21 protein-coding genes are annotated in these 22,933 nt (G+C 64.8%); 8 read left to right on the top strand and 13 right to left on the bottom strand.

The window, feature by feature from the left end:
- From R3355_RS15720 to R3355_RS15710, 3 genes are read right to left on the bottom strand one after another with little or no spacing between them, the layout of a single operon-like run.
- A complete protein-coding gene (locus R3355_RS15720) occupies positions 1-1,092 on the bottom strand; it encodes a COX15/CtaA family protein (RefSeq protein WP_318962020.1) in 1,092 nt (363 codons plus the stop codon).
- A gap of 49 nt (positions 1,093-1,141) precedes the next feature.
- A complete protein-coding gene (locus tag R3355_RS15715) occupies positions 1,142-1,726 on the bottom strand; it encodes a hypothetical protein (RefSeq protein WP_318962019.1) in 585 nt (194 codons plus the stop codon).
- Positions 1,701-2,432: an SURF1 family protein gene (locus R3355_RS15710; protein WP_318962037.1), complete on the bottom strand. Its 732-nt coding sequence runs from the start codon at positions 2,430-2,432 to the stop codon at positions 1,701-1,703. Before R3355_RS15710 ends, R3355_RS15715 begins: the two co-directional genes overlap by 26 nt.
- Positions 2,433-2,507: 75 nt before the next feature.
- On the opposite strand from R3355_RS15710, the gene R3355_RS15705 reads away from it, so the two are divergent.
- Positions 2,508-2,711 (top strand): twin transmembrane helix small protein, encoded by a 204-nt coding sequence (locus R3355_RS15705; RefSeq protein ID WP_318947569.1) that lies wholly within the window; start codon positions 2,508-2,510, stop codon positions 2,709-2,711.
- Between the two features lie 18 nt (positions 2,712-2,729).
- Here R3355_RS15705 and R3355_RS15700 read toward each other — a convergent pair whose 3' ends face one another.
- The 4 genes from R3355_RS15700 to coxB form a co-directional block, all read right to left on the bottom strand.
- The gene (locus R3355_RS15700; protein ID WP_318962018.1) at positions 2,730-3,617 is read right to left on the bottom strand and encodes a cytochrome c oxidase subunit 3; all 888 of its coding nucleotides are present in this window, start codon (positions 3,615-3,617) and stop codon (positions 2,730-2,732) included.
- An 11-nt stretch (positions 3,618-3,628) separates the two neighbouring features.
- Entirely contained in the window at positions 3,629-4,180 is a 552-nt protein-coding gene (locus R3355_RS15695) for a cytochrome c oxidase assembly protein (protein WP_318962017.1), read from the bottom strand.
- Between the two features lie 82 nt (positions 4,181-4,262).
- The gene (ctaD, locus tag R3355_RS15690; protein WP_318962016.1) at positions 4,263-5,846 is read right to left on the bottom strand and encodes a cytochrome c oxidase subunit I; all 1,584 of its coding nucleotides are present in this window, start codon (positions 5,844-5,846) and stop codon (positions 4,263-4,265) included.
- 4 nt (positions 5,847-5,850) lie between these two features.
- On the bottom strand, positions 5,851-6,975 hold the full coding sequence (gene coxB, locus R3355_RS15685) for a cytochrome c oxidase subunit II (protein ID WP_318962015.1): 1,125 nt from the start codon (positions 6,973-6,975) through the stop codon (positions 5,851-5,853).
- Between the two features lie 363 nt (positions 6,976-7,338).
- Here coxB and R3355_RS15680 point away from each other — a divergent pair, with 363 nt between their 5' ends.
- Positions 7,339-7,995 (top strand): hypothetical protein, encoded by a 657-nt coding sequence (locus tag R3355_RS15680; RefSeq protein WP_318962014.1) that lies wholly within the window; start codon positions 7,339-7,341, stop codon positions 7,993-7,995.
- Positions 7,996-8,108: 113 nt separating this feature from the next.
- Here R3355_RS15680 and R3355_RS15675 read toward each other — a convergent pair whose 3' ends face one another.
- From R3355_RS15675 to R3355_RS15660, 4 genes are all read right to left on the bottom strand, one after another.
- The gene (locus R3355_RS15675; RefSeq protein ID WP_318951138.1) at positions 8,109-8,822 is read right to left on the bottom strand and encodes a carbonic anhydrase; all 714 of its coding nucleotides are present in this window, start codon (positions 8,820-8,822) and stop codon (positions 8,109-8,111) included.
- Positions 8,823-9,167: 345 nt separating this feature from the next.
- Entirely contained in the window at positions 9,168-10,832 is a 1,665-nt protein-coding gene (gene pgi, locus R3355_RS15670) for a glucose-6-phosphate isomerase (RefSeq protein WP_318962013.1), read from the bottom strand.
- A gap of 38 nt (positions 10,833-10,870) precedes the next feature.
- Positions 10,871-11,812, bottom strand: coding sequence for a carbohydrate kinase (locus R3355_RS15665; protein WP_318962012.1), 942 nt, complete (start codon positions 11,810-11,812; stop codon positions 10,871-10,873).
- Positions 11,813-12,134: 322 nt separating this feature from the next.
- Complete coding sequence (locus tag R3355_RS15660; RefSeq protein ID WP_318962011.1) at positions 12,135-13,715, bottom strand: carbohydrate porin; 1,581 nt, start codon at positions 13,713-13,715, stop codon at positions 12,135-12,137.
- Positions 13,716-13,882: 167 nt separating this feature from the next.
- Here R3355_RS15660 and R3355_RS15655 point away from each other — a divergent pair, with 167 nt between their 5' ends.
- From R3355_RS15655 to R3355_RS15630, 6 genes are all read left to right on the top strand, one after another.
- Entirely contained in the window at positions 13,883-15,157 is a 1,275-nt protein-coding gene (locus R3355_RS15655; RefSeq protein ID WP_318962010.1) for an ABC transporter substrate-binding protein, read from the top strand.
- Between the two features lie 17 nt (positions 15,158-15,174).
- Positions 15,175-16,140, top strand: coding sequence for a sugar ABC transporter permease (locus R3355_RS15650; protein ID WP_318962009.1), 966 nt, complete (start codon positions 15,175-15,177; stop codon positions 16,138-16,140).
- Positions 16,140-16,982: a carbohydrate ABC transporter permease gene (locus R3355_RS15645; protein ID WP_318962008.1), complete on the top strand. Its 843-nt coding sequence runs from the start codon at positions 16,140-16,142 to the stop codon at positions 16,980-16,982. Before R3355_RS15650 ends, R3355_RS15645 begins: the two co-directional genes overlap by 1 nt.
- A 25-nt stretch (positions 16,983-17,007) precedes the next feature.
- Complete coding sequence (locus R3355_RS15640; protein ID WP_318962007.1) at positions 17,008-18,141, top strand: sn-glycerol-3-phosphate ABC transporter ATP-binding protein UgpC; 1,134 nt, start codon at positions 17,008-17,010, stop codon at positions 18,139-18,141.
- A gap of 29 nt (positions 18,142-18,170) precedes the next feature.
- Positions 18,171-19,652, top strand: a complete 1,482-nt coding sequence (locus tag R3355_RS15635; RefSeq protein WP_318962006.1) for a glycoside hydrolase family 32 protein — start codon at positions 18,171-18,173, stop codon at positions 19,650-19,652.
- Positions 19,653-19,746: 94 nt separating this feature from the next.
- A complete protein-coding gene (locus R3355_RS15630) occupies positions 19,747-20,739 on the top strand; it encodes a LacI family DNA-binding transcriptional regulator (protein WP_318962005.1) in 993 nt (330 codons plus the stop codon).
- Positions 20,740-20,857: 118 nt separating this feature from the next.
- Here the strand turns inward: R3355_RS15630 and R3355_RS15625 are convergent, their stop codons facing one another.
- Positions 20,858-21,919, bottom strand: a complete 1,062-nt coding sequence (locus R3355_RS15625; protein ID WP_318962004.1) for a PA0069 family radical SAM protein — start codon at positions 21,917-21,919, stop codon at positions 20,858-20,860.
- Positions 21,920-22,148: 229 nt separating this feature from the next.
- Positions 22,149-22,925 carry a DUF1835 domain-containing protein gene (locus R3355_RS15620; RefSeq protein WP_318962003.1) on the bottom strand — a complete coding sequence of 259 codons (777 nt, stop codon included), beginning with the start codon at positions 22,923-22,925 and terminating at the stop codon, positions 22,149-22,151.
- Positions 22,926-22,933 lie beyond the last annotated feature (8 nt).

The raw sequence follows: 22,933 nt of genomic DNA, 5'->3' as shown, positions 1-22,933 counted from the left end.
TTATGGGCGGGGCAGCTCGAGGCTGCCATGCTCTTGTGGGGTCGACCGGGCGGTTATCCGCCTTGGCCGCGAAGCCATTGGTGTGTCGGTCTTCGAGTTCGAGGTCGCGACCACAGGGGAGCGTACTCGGTAGTTGACCAACACCATCGTCAGCAGCAATAGCGCACCACCGGCGTTATGCGCTACCGCCACCAGCAGCGGCAGATGGAAAACCACGTTGCTGATACCCAGGCTGACCTGCACGCCGAGCGCCAGCAGGAGCAAGCCGGCCAGGCGTGACAAGCCGGCGCGACGCAGTTGCCAGGCCAGCAGCAGCAGCACCAGGGTCAGCACCAGCGCGCCGAGGCGATGCGTCATGTGGATAGCCGTGCGCGCGTCGCTGTCGAGCTGGCCGCCGAGGTAATTCGGGCCGATATGCTGGGTCAGGTGAAAGCCGTTGGCGAAATCCATCGCCGGCCACCATTCGCCGTGACAGGTCGGCAGATCCACGCAGGCGACCGCCGCATAGTTGCTACTGACCCAGCCACCGAGGGCGATCTGGCCGATCACCAGCAGCAGGCCGAGCGCAGCCAGGCTGCGCAGGCGCGCGGACAGCCCGGGCAGCGGCGCTGCTGCGCCGGACAGGCGCAGGCACAGGAGAAACAGCAGGCTGAGGGTGGCAAAACCACCGAGCAAATGGCCGGTCACCACTTGCGGCCAGAGCTTCAGGGTGACCGTCCACATACCGAAGGCCCCTTGCAGGATCACCAGCCCGAGCAGCAACAGCGGCAGTTTCAACGGTTGCCCCGGCTCGCCGCGACGGCGCAGCGCCTGCGCCGCCAGCGCCAGGATCACCAGGCCGAGGCTAGCGGCAAAATAGCGGTGGATCATCTCGTACCAACCCTTGGCCACCTCCACCGGCGCCTCGGGGAAGCGCACCTCGGCCAGCGCCTGCTGGTGCTCGCTCATGGGCACCGCGAGAAAACCGTAGCAGCCAGGCCAATCCGGGCAGCCCAGCCCCGCGTGGGTCAACCGGGTGTAGGCACCGAGCAGCACCACCACCACGGCCAGCAGGGTGGCGAACAAGGCAAGGCGGTAACCGGGTTTAACCATCGAGAAGCTCCTTGTTCCGGCGCAGGATGAGTGCACCCCATCCTGCGCGTCAGCCAATCTGGGAAATCTTCAGCAAATGCCGCAGGTCGTTGAGAATCGCCTTGCCCTTGCTGCCACTGTCGTAGCGCAGCACCAGATTGCCGTGCGGATCGACTATCCAGAGTTGCGCCCCTTCGGCTTTGCCGGCGGTTTCGGCATAGGCCTGGGGCTCCAGTCGATAGCGGGTCAACTGCGGAAACTCGCGATGCAACAGCGCGTCATAGTCATCGGCCAGGGGCTGGGTGCTGGCCAGGGCATGAGAGGCCCGTGCGGTATCACGATTGAGGCCGATATGAATCTGCCGAGCGAGAAACACCAGTTGCTTGCAATCTGCATCGCAGACGCCCGGCACTGTCACCAGCAGCTGCCAGCGTACCTCCGCCGCGCCGCTCACGCCGAGATCCGCACGGGTCTGGCCGTTGCCGATCAGCTCGCCGTGGTAGCTGCGGGTTTCCGGTACCCAGAAGCGCCACTGGTACATGGCGCTGGCCAGGATCATCGGGCCGATGACCACGGCGAGCAGCATGATCAGCTGCAGGCGCCCGCGGCGACGGCGGCTGGCTGACACTTCAGGCAGAGTGATGGCTGGGTTCATGGCGAGTCTCCCGCGCGTTATGCAAACCTAAATAGATGAACAGGCCGAGCAAGGCCGTTGCCAGAGCGAACCATTGAACAGCATAGCCCAGGTGCTTGTCCGGGCTCATGGCGACCACCGGCCAGTCGACCCGCAGAGACGCGGGGCCGGGCTCCAGGCGCAACTCATGACTCAGACCTGCGCGGCCCAGCTGCTGCCAGAGCTCGTCCGGCTTGACCGCGGCTATCACACGCGGCCAGGTACTGCTCTGCGGTCCCTGCTGCAGTTGCAGGCCGTCGCCCAGGGGCACGTACACCGTGGCCTGCAGCCGTAGCGGCGTGTCGGGGGTGGCGAACGTCGGGGTTATCCGGCGATCCGGCCAGGGCAGCCAGCCGCGATTGAGCAACAGCCAGAGACCGCTGGCCTGGTCATGGAAGGGTTGCAGGACTTCGATGCCCGCCTGGCCATCACGGGTGCGGTTATCCAGCAGAAAACTGTGCCGCGCATCGAAGTAGCCCTGCAGCTGTACCCGCACATAGGCAGGATTCGCCAGGTTTGCCAGCTCGGCGATAGCGATAGGTGCGGCCAGTTGCCGGGCCTGATGGGCCGCCAGCAATTCGCGCTTTTCTTCGGCGCGTGCCAGCTGCCAGAAACCCAGGCCGATCAGCGCGGGAAACAGCATCAGCACCAGCAGACTGGGCAGCCAGCCGGGGCGAAAGGCGTTCATCGCGCACGCGCCGAAGCGCGGGCCAAGCTGGTTATACTGCATCTGCAGGACATTCCTCTCCCCCCGGAGTTACGCATGCTCAAGATCGCAATCGTCCTCTTGTTACTGGCCACAGTGGTCAGTTTGTTCAGCGGTCTGTTCTTCCTGGTCAAGGACGAGGGTCGCTCTTCCCGGGTGGTCAATTCCCTGACCGTTCGGGTCACGCTCACTGCCCTGACTGTAGCCCTGATCGCCTGGGGCTTCTATAGCGGCCAACTGGTGCCTCAGGTGACCTGGTAAGTAGCTTTGCCGCGAATGTCAGAGCACATAAACGAAAGTGAACAGGCCGATCCACACCACATCGACGAAGTGCCAGTACCAGGCGGCCGCCTCGAAGCCGAAATGATGCTCGGGGCTGAAGTGGCCACGCATGACGCGGACCAGCATCACCGTCAGCATGATCGCCCCCAGGGTGACGTGGGCGCCGTGAAAGCCGGTGAGCATGAAGAAGGTCGCGCCATAGATGCCCGAGCCGAGGGTCAGGCCCAGCTCGGTGTAGGCATGGATGTACTCTTCGGCCTGGAACACCAGGAACGCCGCACCGAGGATCAGGGTCAGCGCCAGCCAGAGAGTCAGCGGCTTGCGCTGGTTCTTGCGCAGGGCGTGGTGGGCGAAGGTCAGGGTGAAGCTGGAACTCACCAGCAGCACGGTGTTGAGCAACGGCAAGCCCCAGGCGCTGATGACCCCGCTGGGGGCCGGATAGAGCTTGGGATCCGGGGTGTTGAGCAGCGGCCAGCTGTACTCGAAGCCCGGCCAGAGCATGTTGGCGATACCCTTGTCGCCTTCGCCGCCCAGCCAGGGCCCGGCCCAGGTGCGCACGTAGAACAGCACGCCGAAGAAGGCGGCGAAGAACATCACCTCGGAGAAGATGAACCAGCTCATGCCCCAGCGGAACGAGAGGTCCATCTGCGCGCTGTAGAGGCCGGAACGGCCTTCCTTGATCACGGTACCGAACCAGCCGAACAGCATGTAGGCGAGGAACAGGCCGCCGACGAAGAAGATCAGCGGACCGTTGGAGTCGGCCCGCTCGGCCTTGAGGTCGTTGAACCAGGTGCCGAGTCCGACGACCGTGATCAGCAAGCCGAGGGTGGCGATAATCGGCCACTTGCTCTGGGCGGGAACGTAGTACTGCTCATGAGCTGCCATCTTTGTTCTCCTTATTGGCCCACCTGGGCTACAGGCGGTTTACTCGCAGTGATATCGAACAGGGTGTAGGCCAGGGTCAGGTGGCGCACATCTGCCGGTAGATCGCGATCGACGATGAAACGCACCGGCATTTCGATACGTTCGCCGGGCTGCAGAACCTGCTGGGTAAAGCAGAAACACTCGGTCTTGTGGAAATACGCCGCCGCCTTGGAGGGGGCAACGCTGGGAATCGCCTGAGCGGTCATCGGCCTGGCCGTGGGGTTGTGCGCGACGAACACCATCTGCGTGCTGTCGCCCGGGTGCACCGTCACTTCATCGGCCAACGGACGGAACTCCCAGACCATATCGGCGGCGTTGGTGGCGAGAAACTGCACGCGCACCTGGCGCGATGCGTCCACGCCCTGTTCCCCGGCCTCATAGGCGCCGGCGGTCTTGCCGTTGATGCCGAAGGCCTGGCACATCACGTCGTAGATCGGCACCAGGGCGAAACCGAAGCCGAACATCGCCACCACCACCAATGACAGGCGGATAACCAGGCGACGGGTGCTCAGACTTTCGTTCATGCCAGCACATCCCCACGGGAACGACCCGGTCCGTGAAGGGGACGCCGGATCGCGAGCAAGCTTGCTCCTACAAAAGTGCACATCACTTCACGTCCGGCGGAGTCTGGAAGGTGTGGTACGGCGCCGGCGACGGGATCGTCCACTCCAACCCTTCGGCACCGTCCCAGGGCTTGGCCGCGGCCGGTTTGCCGCCACGGATGCACTTGATGACGATGAACAGGAACAGCAACTGGGTGGCGCCGAACATGAAGGCGCCGATGCTCGAGACCATATTGAAGTTGGCGAACATCATGTTGTAGTCCGGGATGCGCCGCGGCATGCCGGCCAGGCCGACGAAGTGCATCGGGAAGAACGCCATGTTCATGCCGACGAAGCTCATCCAGAAATGCAGCTTGCCGAGGGTTTCGTCGTACATGTGCCCGGTCCACTTCGGCAGCCAGTAGTAGGCCGAGGCGAAGATGCCGAAGATCGCCCCCGGCACCAGCACGTAGTGGAAGTGTGCCACCACGAAGTAGGTGTCGTGGTACTGGAAGTCCGCCGGGGCGATGGCCAGCATCAGGCCGGAGAAGCCGCCGATGGTGAACAGGATGACGAAGGCCACCGAGAACAGCATCGGCGTCTCGAAGGTCATCGAGCCCTGCCACATGGTGCTGGCCCAGTTGAACACCTTCACCCCGGTGGGCACGGCGATCAGCATGGTGGCGTACATGAAGAACAGCTCGCCGGTCAGCGGAATGCCGACGGTGAACATGTGGTGCGCCCAGACGATGAACGACAGGAAGGCGATCGAGGCCGTGGCATAGACCATCGAGGTGTAGCCGAACAGCGGCTTGCGCGCGAAGGCCGGGATGATCGCACTGACCGCGCCGAATGCCGGCAGGATCATGATGTACACCTCGGGGTGGCCGAAGAACCAGAACACGTGCTGGAACAGCACCGGATCACCACCACCGGCAGCACTGAAGAAGCTGGTGCCGAAGTGGATGTCCATCAGCATCATGGTCACGCAGCCAGCCAGTACCGGCATCACCGCGATCAGCAGGAAGGCGGTGATCAGCCAGGTCCAGACGAACAGCGGCATCTTCATCAGGGTCATGCCCGGGGCGCGCAGGTTGAGAATGGTGGCGACCACGTTGATCGCGCCCATGATCGAACTGATACCCATCAGATGCACGGCGAAGATAAAGAAGGTCACGCTTTCCGGCGCGTAGGTGGTGGACAGCGGGGCGTAGAAGGTCCAGCCGAAGTTGGGTCCGCCGCCTTCCATGAACAGGGTGCTGACCAACATGCTGAACGCCGCCGGCAGCAGCCAGAAGCTGAAGTTGTTCATCCGCGGCAGGGCCATGTCCGGCGCGCCGACCATCAGCGGAATCATCCAGTTGGCCAGGCCGACGAAGGCCGGCATCACCGCGCCGAAGACCATGATCAGGCCGTGCATGGTGGTCATCTGGTTGAAGAACTCCGGCTGCACAATCTGCAGGCCCGGCTGGAACAGTTCGGCACGGATCACCATGGCCATGGTGCCGCCAAGAAGGAACATGGCGAAGCTGAACCACAGGTACATGGTGCCGATGTCTTTGTGGTTGGTAGTCAGTACCCAGCGCATCAGGCCCTTGGCCGGGCCATGGTGGTGGTCAGTATGACCGTGGTCGATCACTGCACTCATGTCCTTACTCCTGAGCCTGTTTGAACGCGAGAACGTCTTGTGGTGTGACCATGTCACCCACCTTGTTGCCCCAGGCGTTGCGTTCGTAGGTGATGATCGCGGCAATGTCGACTTCCGACAGTTGCTTGCCGAAGGCGGCCATGGCGGTGCCCGGCTTGCCGTTGACCACGATATTCATATGGTCTGCTGCCGGGCCGGTGGCGATGGCGGAGCCCTTGAGCGCCGGGAACATCGGTGGCAAGCCTTCGCCGGTAGGCTGGTGGCAGGCGGCGCAGGCGGTGTTGTAGGCCTTTTCCCCGCGCACCATCAGCTCGTCCATGCTCCATTCCTTGCTGGTCAGTTCCTTCTCGGCAGCAGCCAGCTGTTTGCGCTCGGTCAGCCAGACCGCGAAGTCTTCTTTCGACTTGGCCTCGACCACCACCGGCATGAAGCCATGATCCTTGCCGCACAGCTCGGTGCACTGGCCGCGATAGATGCCGGGCTCGTCGATACGGGTCCAGGACTCGTTGATGAAGCCGGGAATGGCGTCCTTCTTCACCGCCAGGGCCGGCACCCACCAGGAGTGGATCACATCGGCGGCGGTGATCAGGAAGCGCACCTTGGTGCCAACCGGCACCACCAGCGGCTCATCGACCTCCAGCAGGTAATGCTCGCCTTTGACGGCCAGGTTGTTGATCTGGTCTTGCGGCGTGGTCAGGTTGCTGAAGAACTCGACGTCCTGGCCCAGGTACTTGTAGTGCCACTTCCACTGGTAACCGGTGATCTGGATGTCCAGTTCGGATTCAGTGTTGTCGTAGATTTCGATCAGGGTCTTGGTCGCCGGGATGGCCATCAGCACCAGAATCACCAGCGGCACCACGGTCCAGAGGATCTCCACCGTGGTGCTTTCGTGGAAGTGCGCAGGCTGATGCCCGGTCGAGCGGCGGTGGACCAGCATCGACCAGAACATCGCGCCGAACACCACCACGCCGATCACGACGCAGATCCAGAAAATGGTCATGTGCAGGTCAAACACCGAGCGACTGACCTCAGTAGCTCCGGGCGCCATGTTGACCGTCCAGCTGGCGTGAGCCGAGCTGAATGCCAAGCACAGCAGGAGGCTCATCCAAACGCGTGGATGTCGCATCATTGCGGGTTCCCCTTATCGTTCTTGTTATCCCGCCGGCGGAGCATGCAGCAAAAGGATCGAGCGCCATGACAACTGGCAACAACTGTCGATGCCTCTCCGTGCCGAAGCCCGTCCGGTGTTATCAGGTACTGTCTTTCGAACTCGAGTATAGACGGCGACTTCGACCTGGCAACGTCAAAACGAAAATGACCAAAGCCGCGCAAGGCTTGTGCTAAACGCCGCGCCAGCTGTGGACCAGACAGAATCGCAGCTCCGGCGTTATAGCGCACTCGCATAAGTATGAAAAAATTATGACAATCGCGTCTGAGCAGACGCCTCCAGCCAGCTATGGTTCACCTCCATGTCCTCATTTCAGGAGCAGTCATGAATACCCCCGCATTGCGCGAACTGATTCAGCGCGCCCACCAGCACGAAGCCATCAGCAAGCAACTTTCTGCGCAACTGGATACACAACTGGAGCGCCTGCATCCCTCCATCCGTCTGCCCGACACTGACACCCTCGGGGTGCTCACGCGCTTTGTCAGCGCCTATATCGAACAGGTACCCGACGTACTGGAAGCGGCCAATGAGGTCGCACGCGAAGCCGGTATAGAGGAGCAGATCAAGCCGGTGCTGAAAGTCGCCGAGCAGTTTTTCCTGCAGCCGCCTGCGCTGATAGCCGGACATGACGGCCTAGATGGCCTGCTCGACGAAGCCTACCTGGCCCACCGCCTGGTCGAGGAGGTCAACGACCGCTACATCAAGCATCTTGGCCAGCCGTTGATTCCCCTGGACACCACGGTGGCCAACCTGATCGCCCACCAGCTGATCGGCGAACCCTTCGCCAATCAGCTGGACGAAGCGGTGCATCACGCGGTGGATGGCATGCTCGACGAGGCCAGCTTCGACCATGCCTCCGTGCGCGCCTATCGCGAGCGCTTGAGCGACCCGCACACCGAAGCCGCCTGGAAGCGCTGGCCCTGCCTGTCGGGCCAACTGGGGGTAGAACTGCAGCTGGATGAATCGCGCGCGGCAAGCTGAGCCTGATAACGCCCAACGAGCTGATTCTGTTGGGCTTCGTTGCTCAGCGGCCCAGCCTGGTGTTGGCGGCCAATTGCGCTATCCGAACAGGCGCCTGAAGCAGCTGCCGGATTTCAGACCTGCAAATAGCGTGGCCGCGGCGTGGCCATCGGCAGCGGGCCGTCGCCAATCAGGCGGAACTCGCCTTTCTCGGCGTCATAGGCTTTGATCTCGCTGGTCTCGATGTCGTACACCCAGCCGTGGATGAACAGCTGACCACTGGCCAGGCGCGAGGCCACCGAGGGGTGGGTGCGCAGGTGGTCGAGTTGGGCCACCACGTTTTCCTCGGTGAGGATGCCCAGGGTGTTGTGGTCGGCGCAGCCGCAATTGTCCGCCACCACGATCTTGGCCACTTCGGCATGGCGCAGCCAGGCTTTTACCGTCGGCATGCGCTCCAGTTCTTCGGGGTTGAGCACCGCCTTCATCGCACCACAGTCGGAATGCCCGCAGATGATGATGTGGTGCACGCCGAGCGCCATCACCGCGTATTCGATGGCGGTGGACACCCCGCCCATCATCTGCCCGTAGGGCGGCACCACGTTGCCGACGTTGCGGGTGACGAACAGGTCGCCGGGATCGCTCTGGGTGATCAGCTCGGGAACGATGCGCGAATCGGCGCAGGTGATGATCATCGCCCGTGGCGTCTGCTCATGGGCGAGCTTCTTGAACAACGCCTGTTGCTGCGGAAACACTTCCTGCCGAAAGCGCTGGAAACCTTCGACGATATGCCGCAGCGCGTCCTCGGCGCTTTCCACCACGCGGCTGTTCTGCTGCTCTTGCTTGTCCATAGGGCCGACCTCGAAAAAATCTGCGGGTTTGCGCATCCTTCTGGCTCAGCCAATGTCCCGAGGCAGTGATTGCGCACCTTTACTGGACACTCGACGCGTACGCTGGGTCACCACGAACCCAGCCAATCGTCGCCTGATTGATCACCTGTCGATCAGCAGCAATTGGCGTTCCAGTTGCGTCAGCCAACGCGCGGACGGCAGAAACAATTCGGCCAGGGGTTGCTCTGCAGCAGCCCCTGGCCGGGTTGTCGCCGCGCCTGTGCTACCTGGAGATCACCACCAGTATTCGACCTGTACGCCGAAGTTCGAGCCATGCTGCGCACTGCCGAAGGCGCCGCTGCCCGATCAGCCGCGATGACGGCCGCGGAAGAAGTCGATCAGGCCCTGGGTCGAGCCGTCCTCGGCAGCGTCTTGCTCGCTGCCGACCAGGCGTGCATACACGCCCTGGCCCAGCTGCTTGCCCAGCTCCACGCCCCACTGATCGAAGGCGTTGGTGCCCCAGATCGCGCTCTGGGCGAATACCTTGTGCTCGTACAGGGCGATCAGGGCGCCCAGGCGGCCCGGGCTGACCCGCTCGAGCACCAGGGTGTTGCTCGGCCGGTTGCCGGGGATCACCTTGTGCGGCGCCAGGCGCCGCACCTCGTCTTCGTCGAGGCCCTGGCTGCGCAGCTCGGCCTCGGCTTCGTCGCGGGACTTGCCGAGCATCAGCGCCTGGCTCTGCGACAGGCAGTTGGCGAACAGCCACTGGTGGTGGTCGGCGACCGGGTTGTAGCTGCTCACCGGCACGATGAAATCCGCCGGGATCAGCGCGGTGCCCTGGTGCAGCAACTGGTGATAGGCGTGCTGGCCGTTGCAGCCCACGCCGCCCCAGATCACTGGCCCGCTGGCCGTGCTCACCGCGCTGCCGTCCTGGCGCACGCGCTTGCCGTTGGACTCCATGTCCAGCTGCTGCAGGTGCTTGGTGATGTTCCTCAGGTAATGGTCGTAGGGCAGGATCGCGTGGCTCTGCGCACCCCAGAAATTGCCGTACCAGATACCCAGCAAGGCCAGCAGCACCGGCATGTTGCGTTCGAAGGGCGCGCTCTGGAAGTGCTGGTCCATGCGGTAGGCGCCGGCCAGCAGCTCCTTGAAGTTGGAGATGCCGATCGACATGGCGATCGGCAAACCGATGGCCGACCACAGCGAGTAGCGCCCGCCGACCCAGTCCCACATCGGCAGGATGTTTTCTTCGCGGATGCCGAAGGCCATGGCCGCCTTACGGTTGCTCGATACAGCCATAAAGTGCCGGTGCAGCTCGCCCTCGCTGCCGCCCTGGGCCAGGTACCAGCTGCGCGCGGCCTGGGCGTTCTTCAGGGTTTCCAGGGTGTTGAAGGTCTTCGACGAGACGATGAACAGGGTGGTTTCGGCGTGCAGCTTGGCGGCCAGCTCGTGGAACGAGCTGCCGTCGATATTGGCCAGGTAATGGCAGCGCACGCCGCGCTGGGCAAACGGCAGCAACGCCTCGGAGACCAGCTGCGGGCCGAGGAAGGAGCCGCCGATGCCGATATTCACCACGTCGGTGATCGGCTTTTCCGTGTAGCCGCGCCACAGGCCGTTGTGCACCTTGCCGACCAGCTCGCTCATGCGGTTGAGCACGCGCTGCACCTCGGGCATCACGTCGATGCCGTCGACCAATACCCGATCGCCGATCGGCCGACGCAAGGCGGTGTGCAGCGCCGGGCGCTGTTCCGAGCCATTGACCAGGGCACCGTCGAACAACCCCTCGATCGCCTGCGGCAGGCCCGCCTCCCTGGCCAGGCCGACCAGCAGTTCACGGGTTCGCGTGTCGATCAGGTTCTTCGAGTAGTCGAGAAACAGCCCGCAGTCGTTCAGCGAGAACTTGGCGAAGCGCTGCGGATCCGCGGCGAAGGCCTGGCGCAGCGAGAAGCCATCGAGCTGGTCGCGGTGCGCGACGAGGGCCTGCCAACTGGCCAGGCGGGTGACGTCTGATGAAGAGGAAGAATGCGGCATATCGGCTCCTGCGGATAAGGGAGAGGCGGCTGGGTAATTCACAGTGCGGCCAGTTCGTGCCAATACGGCAGGTCCGGGCCGACCCGCGAACAGGTCAGCGCCGCGGCCCCGACCGCCAGCCTGAGCATGGCGTCGAGCTGTTCGCGGGAAATCCCGGCCAGCCCCGACGGGCTGTCCAGGCCGTGACGGGCCAGATAGGCGAGCAAGGCGGCCTGGAAGGTATCGCCGGCACCGACCGTGTCGCGGGTCTGCACCGCAACAGCCGGCACCGACCAGTGGCCATGGGCGCGGCTGTGCACGCTGGCACCGTCGCCGCCATGGGTCAGGCACACCAGCTGGCAGCGCTGGCCGAGCCAACGCTGGGCCACCGCCTGCGGATCTTGGTCGGGGTAGAGCAGGCTCAGGTCCTCCTCGCTGACCTTGATCAGGTGGGCGTGGGCGGCGAAGGCCTCGATACGCCGGAGCCAGAGGGCGATATCCGGCTCGACGTTGAGCCGCACGTTGGGGTCGAGGCTGATCAGGCGCTGGTCGCATTCGCGGCCGACCAGCTCGAACAGGGTGTCGGCGACCGGAGTGACCACCAGCGAGTAGGAGCCGACATGCAGGCCACGCACCCGCTCGTTCAGCTGCGGCAGATTCTCGCGGCGCAGCTGGCGGTCGGCGCAGCCCGCGCCGCGGAACGAATACTGCGGCGAACCCTGGGCATCGACGCCGACCATGGCCAGGGTGGTCGGCGCAGAGCTGGCGATCAGGTAATCGCCGCACACTCCCTCCTCGGCCAAGACCCGGCGCAGGCGGGCGCCGAGGTAATCGCTGGAGATACCGGTGAACAGCGCCGCATCGCTGCCGAGGCGGCGCAGGCCGACCGCGACGTTGAACGGCGAACCGCCGGCCAGCGCCTTGAAGTCCAGCTCGCTGCTGCGCGCGCCGGGTTCCAGGCTGAAGAAATCGAACAGGGCTTCGCCACATAGCAGATACATGGGGTGTCTCCACATCGACAGGTCATTGAAAAGGCTATGTCCCCATTGCGTGTTGCAAGGCGATCAGCCGTTGGGTCGGGGCGTAGCCTGAGGAGCAAAGCGACGAAGCCCAACGAGACATGCCACTGCCTGTTGGGCTTCGCTGCGCTCAGCGCCAACCTACCCGCGTACGCCCGGCCCCAGACCTACACTGGTGCGCACGGCGCACCCTACCCATGCATGCAACAGTTAACGAGCACATGACCACTGGAAAACTGCTGCGCTCGGCCAGGGCGCAGCGCCTGAAGCTTTGCCGCCGTCCGTGGCGCCACGGGTGTGAATGTTAGAACCAGGTTTCCATCTGCACGCCGAACTGCCAGAGACCGCCGGCCTGGAAGCCATCCTCGCCGAAGGCGTCGGTGTTGCTGAAGTCATCCAGATCCGCCGACCAGTCCATCAGGCTGGCGAACACGCGCAGCTCGGGGCGGGTGAAGAAGCCGCCCATGTCGGGTTTGAACGTCGGCGCCACGGTCAGTTTCCAGAAGCTGCCATCGACCGCATTGCGCTGCTGATAGCCTTTGGGGTCGAGGTCCATGGTCTGCCAGCTCATTTCGTAGACCATCTCGAAGTTGCTGCTGACTTCCTTGGCCAGGCGCAGATTGAGGGTCATCCAGCGGTAATCGTCGCCGCCCACGTACCTGTCCTGGCTCTGCTCGGCCAGCAGGCTGGGGGCGATACGCCAGCCACGGGCCAGTGGCGTCTGGCCATAGAGCGCCAGACGCAAGGCCTTGGCGTCGTCGAGCAGCTCGCCATCCGAGCCCAGGTTCTTGACCTCTGCACCGAGGCCCTGGCCGTAGAGCAGCGCCGTCTTGAAGAAACCCTCGCGACCGAAGAAGCCCTTCTGGTGATGGGCCAGCATGCTCTGCACACCGGAGTCGGCGGGGGTCAGCCCGGCGGCATTAGTGCGGGTATCGTTCTTGTTCGAGCCGATGGCATTGACCATCCACTGCCAGCTGTCGTCGGCGAAGAACTGGTTGGACGTGAGGATGTAGCTTTCCACGTCGGCGTCACCGCCACTGGCGCTGAAGTCGCCGTAATCGCGGCCCATCAGGGAGAAGTTGGAACGCCAGTTGTCGCCGAACTGCAGGTCGTAGATACCGCCACCGGTACCGGCCAGATAGACCACATCCGAGTCCAGCCAGTGGATGTCGAAGGTATCCCGATCATAGCGCTTGCCCGCCCAGAGGCTGGCGTTTTCCAGCACTGGGTTGCCCTTGAACGCCGCTATATGATCGAGTTCGGCGTAGACCTGGCGCACGTTCAGACTGCTCTCGTCAGCCGTCCAGTCGTTGGAGGTTTCCACCCCGTCGGCAATCGAAACGGTGACCTTGGAACGGGTACCGTTCTCGGCATGCTGCTCTTTCGACAGGTCGATACGCATATAGGTGTCGTCTTCGTTGCCGAGCCGCCCGACGGCGCCGCCAACCGAACCGGCCGGCGTAACATAAGGGCCACCACGTCCGCCGCTCAGCCCTTCGCCGACCAGCAGCCCGGAGCGGGCGTAGCCATTGAAGTTGAAGCCGTTGGTGAGTTTGCTGGGGTTCTGCCGCTCGCTGCGGCCGAGCTCTTCCAGGGCCTCCTGGCGGGCTTCGACTTTTGCCAGGCGGGCATCCAGGACGGGAGTCGTGGTCGTTGCCTGCGCCGAGGCGGGAAGATCGGGGCTGCCACCCTTGAGCTGCTGCAACTCCAGGGCGATGGCCTGGGCTTGCCGTTCGGCGGCGGCCGCACGAACTTCAGCGGCGCTGGCTCTGGCTTCCAGCGCGATCATGCGCTCTTCCAGGGTCATGGGGCTGGCGGCCTGGGCCAGGACAGTCACCGAACTGCTGAGCAGGCCGGCCAGTAAATATCGTGTTGCGTGCTGCATGGGGACTTCCTCTATTTGTTTTTATTGTGTGTTCCAGTCCGTCCTCAATCCGGTGATAGGGAAATCTCCGGGCAGCGGGGAAATGGGGGTGTACATCTGCAGATGCGCTGTTATATTAGCGATGTTAACGTTATCTTCAACAAAAAAACAAGAATGAAGAGGTTTTTATGTCAAGACTGAAAGCGGTTCTCCCCATGGCTTTGCTGGCGATCTGCAGCGGCCTGCCCGCGCTCGCCAACGCGGCCAACCTGACCATTTCCTGCGGCGCCGTGGGTGCGGAATTGCAACTGTGCAAGGACGGCGTCGAGGCCTGGTCGAAACAGACCGGCCACAGCGTCGAGGTGGTGTCGACGCCCAATTCAGCGACCGAGCGGCTGTCCTTCTATCAGCAGATTCTCAGCGCCCAATCGGCCGACATCGACATCATTCAGATCGACGTGGTCTGGCCGGGCATGCTCGCCAATCATCTGCTCGACCTGCATGAAGTGTTGCCAGCCAACGCCACCCAGGGCTATTTCCAGGCGCAGCTGGACAACGCCACCGTCGACGGACGGCTGGTGAGCATGCCCTGGTTCACCGACTCGGGCCTGCTCTACTACCGCAAGGATCTGCTGGAAAAACACGGCAAGCCGGTGCCGCAGACCTGGAGCGAATTGACTACCACCGCCCAAGAGATTCAGCAGGCCGAGCGCGACGCCGGCCACGCCAAGCTGTGGGGCTACGTGTTCCAGGGCCGCGCCTACGAAGGCCTGACCTGCAACGCCCTGGAGTGGATCGGCAGCCAGCAGGGCGGCGGGCTGATCGACGCCCAGGGCGAGATCCTGATCGACAGCCCGGCCACGCGCACGGCCCTGAGCCTGGCCAAGAGTTGGATTGGCGACATTTCCCCACGCGGCGTGCTCAATTACACCGAAGAAGAAGGCCGCGGCGTGTTCCAGTCCGGCAATGCGCTGTTCATGCGCAACTGGCCCTACGCCTGGGCCCTGGTGCAGGGCACGGACAGCGCGATAAAGGATAAGGTCGGGATTGCCCCGCTGCCCAAGGGCGGTGAAAACGGCACCCATGCCTCCACCCTCGGCGGCTGGGGCTTGTCGGTATCGCGCTACAGCGCCGAGCCCAAGCTCGCCGGCGAGCTGGTGGCCTACCTGACCAGCGCCCAGCAGCAGAAGCATCGAGCACTGGTGGGCGCCTACAACCCGGTCATCGAGTCGCTCTACGACGACCCCGAGCTGCTCGCGGCCATGCCCTATTACGGCCAGCTGCGCACTATTCTCGAGGATGGCGTGATGCGCCCGGCGGCGGTCACCGCCGACCGCTACCCACGGGTTTCCAATGCGCTGTTCGACCGCGTGCACGGAATGCTCTCCGGCGCGGCCCCCGTCGATCAGGCGGTGACCGAGCTGGGCAACGACCTCAAGCGCATCAAGCGCCGCAACTGGTAAACCGCCAAGGAATCGCCATGACTAGCTCTATCTCCCGAGCTCAGCCGTTCTACGACGAGCTCCTGCCCGTCAAAGAAACGCCCGTGCAGCGGCGCCGCGTGCGCGCCGCCTGGCTGTTTCTGACGCCGATGCTGCTGTGCCTGCTACTGGTGGCCGGCTGGCCGTTGCTGCGCACCTTTTGGTTCAGCCTGACCGATACCAACCTGAGCGACGCCGGCGCCGGGGCTTTCGTCGGCCTGAGCAACTACCTGGCACTCGATGGCGATGTCTGGACGGGCATTCTGGTCGACCCGCTGTGGTGGCAGGCCGTGCGCAACACCCTGCACTTCACCGCGGTGTCGGTCGGTCTGGAGATCAGCATCGGCCTGGCGGTGGCCCTGCTGCTCAATGTGCAGTTCGCCGGCCGGGCTCTGGTGCGCGCCATGATCCTGATCCCCTGGGCGATTCCCACCATCGTCTCGGCGAAGATCTGGGCCTGGATGCTCAACGACCAGTTCGGCATCATCAATCACATGATGCTCGGCCTGGGCCTGATCGATGCGCCCCTGGCCTGGACCGCCGACGCCAGCCTGTCGATGTGGGCGGTGATCATGGTCGATGTATGGAAGACCGTGCCCTTCGTCGCGCTGCTGATGCTGGCCGCCCTGCAGATGCTGCCGGGCGATTGCTACGAGGCCGCCCGGGTCGACGGCGTCCACCCGCTCAAGGTGTTCTGGCGGGTCACCCTGCCACTGCTGATGCCGGCGCTGCTGGTAGCGGCGATCTTCCGCATCCTCGACTCGCTGCGGGTATTCGACGTCATCTATGTGCTGACCTCGAACTCGTCATCGACCATGAGCATGTCGATCTACGCCCGCCAGCAACTGGTGGAGTTCCAGGACGTCGGCTACGGCAGCGCCGCCTCGACCCTGCTGTTCCTGATAGTCGCGGTGATCGCCGTGCTCTACCTCTACCTCGGCCGCCGTCAAATGGAGGTCCGCTGATGAACCAGCGCCTACTCAAGAAAATGCTGCTACGCCTGGGTTTCTGCGGCGCGATCGGGGTACTGCTGCTGTACGCGGTATTCCCCTTCTACTACGCCGTGCTGACCTCGCTGAAGCCGTCCAGCGCCTTGTTCCAGGTGAGCTACTGGATCGATAAGCCGGACTTCTCCAATTACGCCACGGTGCTGCAGCAGGCGTCGTTCCTGCAGGCCATCGGCAACTCGGTGTTCGTCGCCTTCTGCGTGGTGGCGCTGGCGCTGTTCCTCAGCCTGACCGCCGCCTACGCCCTGGGCCGGGTCAAGTTCCGTGGCCGCGGGACGGTACTGCTGCTGGTGCTGGGCGTATCGATGTTCCCCCAGGTCGCGGTGCTCTCCGGGCTGTTCGAGGTGATTCGCGCCCTCGGTCTGTACAACAGCGCCTGGGCGCTGATCCTCAGCTACACCATCTTCACCCTGCCGTTCACCGTCTGGGTGCTGACCACCTTTATCGGGCAGCTGCCCGGCGAGCTGGAAGAAGCCGCGATCATGGACGGCGCCTCGCCCTGGGTGGCGCTGACCCGGGTGCTGCTGCCGCTGCTCTGGCCGGCGCTGGTGACCACCGGCCTGCTGGCGTTTATCGCCGCCTGGAACGAGTTCCTCTTCGCCCTGACCTTCACCCTGACCGACCAGGAGCGCACGGTGCCTGTGGCGATCGCGCTGATTTCCGGCGGCAGCCAGCACGAGCTGCCCTGGGGTCTGCTGATGGCCGCCTCGGTAATAGTCACCGTGCCCCTGGTACTGCTGGTGCTGGTGTTCCAGCGCCGCATCGTGTCCGGCCTCACCACCGGCGCGCTCAAGGGCTGACCCCACAAGAATAAGGAATCACAGCATGAGCAAGTTGCAACTCGACAAAGTGAACAAGCAACTGGGCGGCCTGCGCATCCTGCGCGACATCAGCCTGGAGATCGCCAGCGGCGAATTCGTGGTGTTCGTCGGCCCCTCGGGCTGCGGCAAGTCGACCCTGCTGCGGCTGATCGCCGGGCTCGAGTCGATCTGCGCCGGCGACCTGCTGATCGACGGGCGCCGGGTCAACGACCTGGAGCCGCGCGAGCGCGGGGTCGGCATGGTGTTCCAGTCCTATGCGCTGTACCCGCACATGAGCGTCTACGACAACATCGGCTTCGGCCTCAAGCTGGCCAAGACCGAGAAACGCAGCCTGCGCGAGCGGGTGCTGGAAACCGCACGGGTGCTGCAGCTGGACAAGCTGTTGCAGCGCAAGCCCAAGGAGCTGTCCGGCGGCCAGCGCCAGCGCGTGGCCATGGGCCGGGCGATGGCCCGCGAGCCGGACATCCTGCTGTTCGACGAGCCGCTGTCCAACCTCGACGCGGCCCTGCGCGTGCAGATGCGCAACGAGATCGCCCGGCTGCACGCCAGCCTGGGCACCACCATGATCTACGTGACCCACGATCAGGTGGAGGCGATGACCCTGGCCGACAAGATAGTCGTGCTCAATGCCGGGCGCATCGAACAGGTCGGCTCGCCGCGCGAACTCTACGAGCGGCCGGTGAGCCGTTTCGTCGCCGGCTTTCTCGGCTCGCCGCGGATGAACTTCCTGCCGGCGCGCCTGCTCACCCCTGGCCCGCACAGCGCGATCGAGACGCCGGCCCTCGGCCGCCTGGCGGCCCTGCCCTTCGACAGCAGCGCGCTGGCGGCCAACAGCCCACTGACCCTCGGTATCCGCCCCGAGCACCTGACCCTGCAGAAGGCGCAAGGCGATGCCGGCTTGCCCGTGCTCGGCGTCGAGTACCTTGGCTGCGAAACCTATGTGCACCTCGATGTTGGCCAGGACGAGCCGCTGATCTGCCGCTGCGCGGCGACTGCCGAATGGCGCCACGGCGACCGCGTCGAACTGCACCCGGAGTTCGCCGGCCTGCATCTGTTCGATGCCGACGGCAACTGCCTGCCGCGCCAACCCACGTCCGATGCCGCCACCCTGCACGCCCTCGCCCAGGGCTACGCATGAGCCACTTCATGAACCCACCGAGCACTTGCATGCCTGTTTTCCTCGACCTCGCTCAGCGCCCGCCGAGCGAGGGTAGCGCCCCCCTCACGCCCGAATATCGGCCCGGCTACCATCTCGCCCCCAAAACCGGCTGGATGAACGACCCGAACGGCGTGGTGTACTTCCGCGGCGAATACCATGTGTTCTATCAACACCACCCCTTCGATCCGAGCTGGGGGCCGATGTACTGGGGGCACGCCAAGAGCCGCGACCTGGTGCATTGGCAGCACCTGCCCATCGCCCTGCAACCGGGCGACGAATTCGACCGGCACGGCTGCTTCTCCGGCAGCGCCGTGGTCTGCGGCGACAGCCTGGCGCTGCTCTACACCGGGCATACCTGGCTCGGCGAGGTGGGCGACGAGCGCAGCATCCGCCAAGTCCAGTGCCTGGCCACCAGCGACGACGGTGTGCATTTCGTCAAGCATGGGGTGGTTATCGAGGCCGCCCCGGATGCCGCGATCATGCATTTTCGCGACCCCAAGGTCTGGCGCGAAGGCGAGTACTGGTACCTGATCGCCGGCGCGCGCCTGGGCGACGTGCCGCTGCTGCCGCTGTACCGCTCCACGGATCTGCGCGCCTGGGAGTTCCTCGCCTACGTGAGCCGCGGCGGTGAGGGCGACGGCTATATGTGGGAATGCCCGGACCTGTTCCGCCTGAACGGCCAGGACGTGCTGCTGTACTCCCCCCAGGGCATGCAGCCCGAGGGTTTCGAGCGGCTGAACAAGTTCCAGACCGGCTACCGGGTCGGCCGCCTCGACAGCGACTGGCGCTTCACTGGCGGGCCCTTTATCGAACTGGATAACGGCCACGATTTCTACGCCGCGCAGACCCTGCTGGCCGCCGATGGCCGACGTCTGCTCTGGGCCTGGCTGGACATGTGGGACAGCCCGATGCCGAGCCAGGCCCAGCACTGGTGCGGCATGCTCGGTGTGCCGCGCGAACTGCAGCTGCACGGGGATCGCCTGCACAGCTACCCCGCGCGCGAACTGGCGGCGCTACGGCAAGCCCCCTTGTTGGCGGACGGCGCGCTCTGCTGGGACGGCTCGGGCAGCCAGCCGCTTGCCGGGTTGAGCGGCGACCGGCTGGAACTCGAACTGCAACTGGATCTGGCCGACTGCCGCGACGGCCGTCTGGGCATTGCCTTGCGCTGCAGCGCCGATGGCCAGGAACAGACCCTGCTCTACTACGACGCGCAGCTGCAACGCCTGGTGCTCGACCGCAGCCGCTCGGGCACGGGAGTCGACGGTCAGCGCAGCGTGGCGCTGGCGCCGACACAAGAGTCACTGACATTGCGGGTGTTCCTCGACCGCTCCTCCATCGAGGTGTTCGCCGCAGATGGCCGCTTCAGCCTCAGCAGTCGCATCTATCCGCAGCCGGACAGCCTGGGGCTGAAGCTGTTCGGCGCCGGCAGCGGGCGGGTGGCGATTCACCAGGCCTGGCACCTGGCCTCGGGGTGGGTGGAGAGCCTGTGAACAAACCCGCGCCTGCGGCCGCCTCCGGCTGCCCGTCGCGGCAGGCGGCGGCGCTGTGGCATGATTCGCGACTCACCCTGCCCGGTTGCTTTGCATGACTTCAGTGAAAGACGTTGCACGGCTGGCCGGCGTATCCCTGATGACGGTCTCGCGAGCGCTCAACAGTCCAGAGAAGCTCAGCCCAGAGACCTACCAGCGGGTACGCCGTGCTATCGATGAACTGCAATTCGTGCCCAGCATGTCGGCGCGCAAGATCCGTGGCGACAACCTGCAGAGCCGAACCATCGGCGTGTTCGCGCTGGATACCGCGACCACGCCGTTCGCGGTCGAGCTGTTGCTGTCCATCGAACGGACCGCGCAACAGGCCGGCTGGAACGTGTTCGTGCTCAACCTGCTGAGCGACCCGCCCAGCGAGCAGAGCATCGACCTGATGCTCTCGCACCGTCCCGACGGCCTGATCTTCAGCGCCATGGGGCTGCGTCGGGTGAGCGTTCCCGAGCGACTGAAGAGCAAACCGCTGGTCCTGGCCAACTGCCAGGACGAGGACAGCAGCCTGGTCAGCTACGTGCCGGATGACGAAAGCGGGCAATACCGCGCCGTGCAGCACGCCCTGAGCCAGGGCTATAGACGCCCGCTGTGCATCAACCTGCCGAGCCAGAGCCTGGCCTGGGAACTGCGCCAGAAGGGTATGCAACGGGCCTTCCGCGAGTTCGGCCTGGCGCCCGAGGCCCTGCTGCAGTATGACCTCTCGACCCATGACGCCTATGGCGAGACGCTGACGATCCTCGACCGGCACATCGTCGAGGGCCGGCCACAGTTCGACATCCTCATCTGCGGCAACGACCGCATCGCCTTCTGCGCCTACCAGGTGCTGCTGACCCGCGGCCTGAAGATCCCCACTGACGTCGCCGTGCTCGGCTACGACAACATGATCGGCATCGCCGAGCTGTTCCTGCCGCCGCTGACCACGGTGCAGCTGCCCTACTACGAGATCGGCCAGCGCGCCGCGCGTCACCTGATCGAGGGCCTCGACCTATCCGGGACTCAGCGGGTGGACTGCCCGCTGGTCATCCGCGCCTCGCTTTGATGGCGCTCTGCACGGGCGCTTGCTGACGGCCTGGCGACGCCCCTCGAAGGTTGCAGCGCCGCTGACCCCGGCAGCGCGGGCATAAGTGTCCATTGCCAGGTTCGCCCTGGCGGACGCATCAGAGCAGGCTCAGCTGCGCCCCCGGCGGGCAGAACTGCGAGCAGTCCAGGCCCTGGGTATCGCGGCGGTCCAGGCCGAGCTTGCGGCTGGCCAGGCGAAAGCGCTGGGCCAGCAGCTCGGCGAACGGGCCTTCGCCGCGCATGCGGCTGCCAAAGCGGCTGTCGTAGTTCTTGCCGCCGCGCGATTGGCGAATCAGGCTCATGACATGCACGGCGCGCTCGGGAAAATGTGCCTGCAGCCACTGCTCGAACAGCTCGGCGATCTCCAGCGGCAGGCGCAGCAGCACATAGCCGGCCGAGCGCGCGCCGGCATCGCGGGCGGCCTCGAGCAGGTGCTCCAGCTCGCTGTCGTTGATCATCGGAATCATCGGCGCGCAGATCACACTGACCGGCACCCCGGCCTCGTGCAGCGTGCGCATGGCGCGCAAGCGTGCCCCCGGCGAGGCGGCGCGCGGCTCCATGATGCGTTTCAGTTCGTCGTCCAGGGTGGTCAGGCTGAAGGCCACGCTGACCAGACGCTGACTGGCCAGCTCACTGAGCAGATCGAGGTCGCGCAGGACCAGCGAGCCCTTGGTGATGAGGTGCACGGGATGTTTGTAGCGCAGGAGAATTTCCAGGGCCTGGCGGGTCAGGCGCTGCTCGCGCTCGATCGGCTGATAGGCGTCGGTGTTGATGCCCAGGGCGATCGGTTGCGGCACATAGCCGGGCTTCTGCAGCTCTTCCTCGAGACGGCTGGCCAGGTTGGTCTTGGCGATCAGCCGGGTTTCGAAATCGATGCCCGGCGACATGTCCCAATAGGCGTGGCTGGGCCGGGCGAAGCAGTAGACGCAGCCGTGCTCGCAGCCCCGATAGGGATTCAGCGAACGGTCGAAACCGACATCCGGCGAGTTGTTGCGGGTGATCACCGTCTTCGCCAGTTCGCTACGCACCTCGGTGGCGCGGGACGGCGGGGTCTCGTCCTGGAACCAGCCATCGTCCTCGGCCACCGAACGGGTCGGGGCGAAACGGTTGTGCGGGTTGCTGGCGGTAGCGCGACCGCGTGGAGGCAGGGAAACGGACATGGGGCGACTCCGACAGAATACTGTATATAAATACAGTTATTTTGCCCCGCCACCAAGTACCTGCCGTCGCCCTGCCGGCAGCCCCGCAGCCAGTGGCGCTCCGCGTCGGCTACCAATCCAGCGCCCGGCAAACCCCTCGCGGATTGCGCCGGGGCTTATTCAGGCTACGAAACGGCTCCGCCCCAGGCCATCGACCCATTAGCCGAAAGGCGCGAGCCCGAGCGGCCGCTCAGATCAGGCGCGCTTGCAGCCCACCATAACCATGGGCACCAGCCTCGCCGGTGAGTTCGATACGACCCGCCGCGGCCAGCTCGCGGGCGCGCCAGAACAGGAAGTAATCGGTGGCGAAGAAGCCGTCATTGCGCGCCATCACCTCGGCCATCAGCCGAGCCAGGGGTTGCTCGTCAGCACGGGCATGGCGCAACAGAGCGGTGTCGATAGCCTGATAGTCCTCGCCGTGAAAGGCATCCGCCTGCCAACGGCGCACCCGGGCGTTGTCCATCAGCGCGGCGCGCCACTGGGCGGCCAGGGCCTGGCGCCGCCCGGCATCGACCCGACGCGGTTGAGCCAAGGCCGCCAGCGCCTCGGGCGCATGCATGGCCACGGCCTTGCGCGTCTCGACACGGCTGTCGCCGCTGCCGCAACACACCTCCCACAACGGCAGCGCGCTACCCGCCAGGGCGTTGGCCACGCGTGCCAGCAACAATTGCTCGGAAGCGCTGTCGCCATGCCAGACGGTCACCGGTCGCGACTGCTCAGCCAGGGCCGCAATCCAGCGCGCATCCGCGGCCAGGTCCGTGGCGAAATCCGGCACCGGGCGCACAGGCTCGGGCCACACCGCCTGCCAGAAGGCAGCGCGAGCGGCGCAGGGGGGCGTATCCACATCCGCCAACGGGCCGACCGCAAGATCGTCGCGCAGCACGCGCAAACCCGCCTCGACCTCGTGCGCACCGATTACCTGGCTCACACCTGCTACCGCGTTATCACCACACACCAGATGCCACATAAGCCCTC

The sequence above is a fragment of the Pseudomonas sp. genome (assembly GCF_033723075.1).
GTDB lineage: Bacteria > Pseudomonadota > Gammaproteobacteria > Pseudomonadales > Pseudomonadaceae > Aquipseudomonas.
This window is presented reverse-complemented; position numbering and strand designations above follow the sequence as displayed.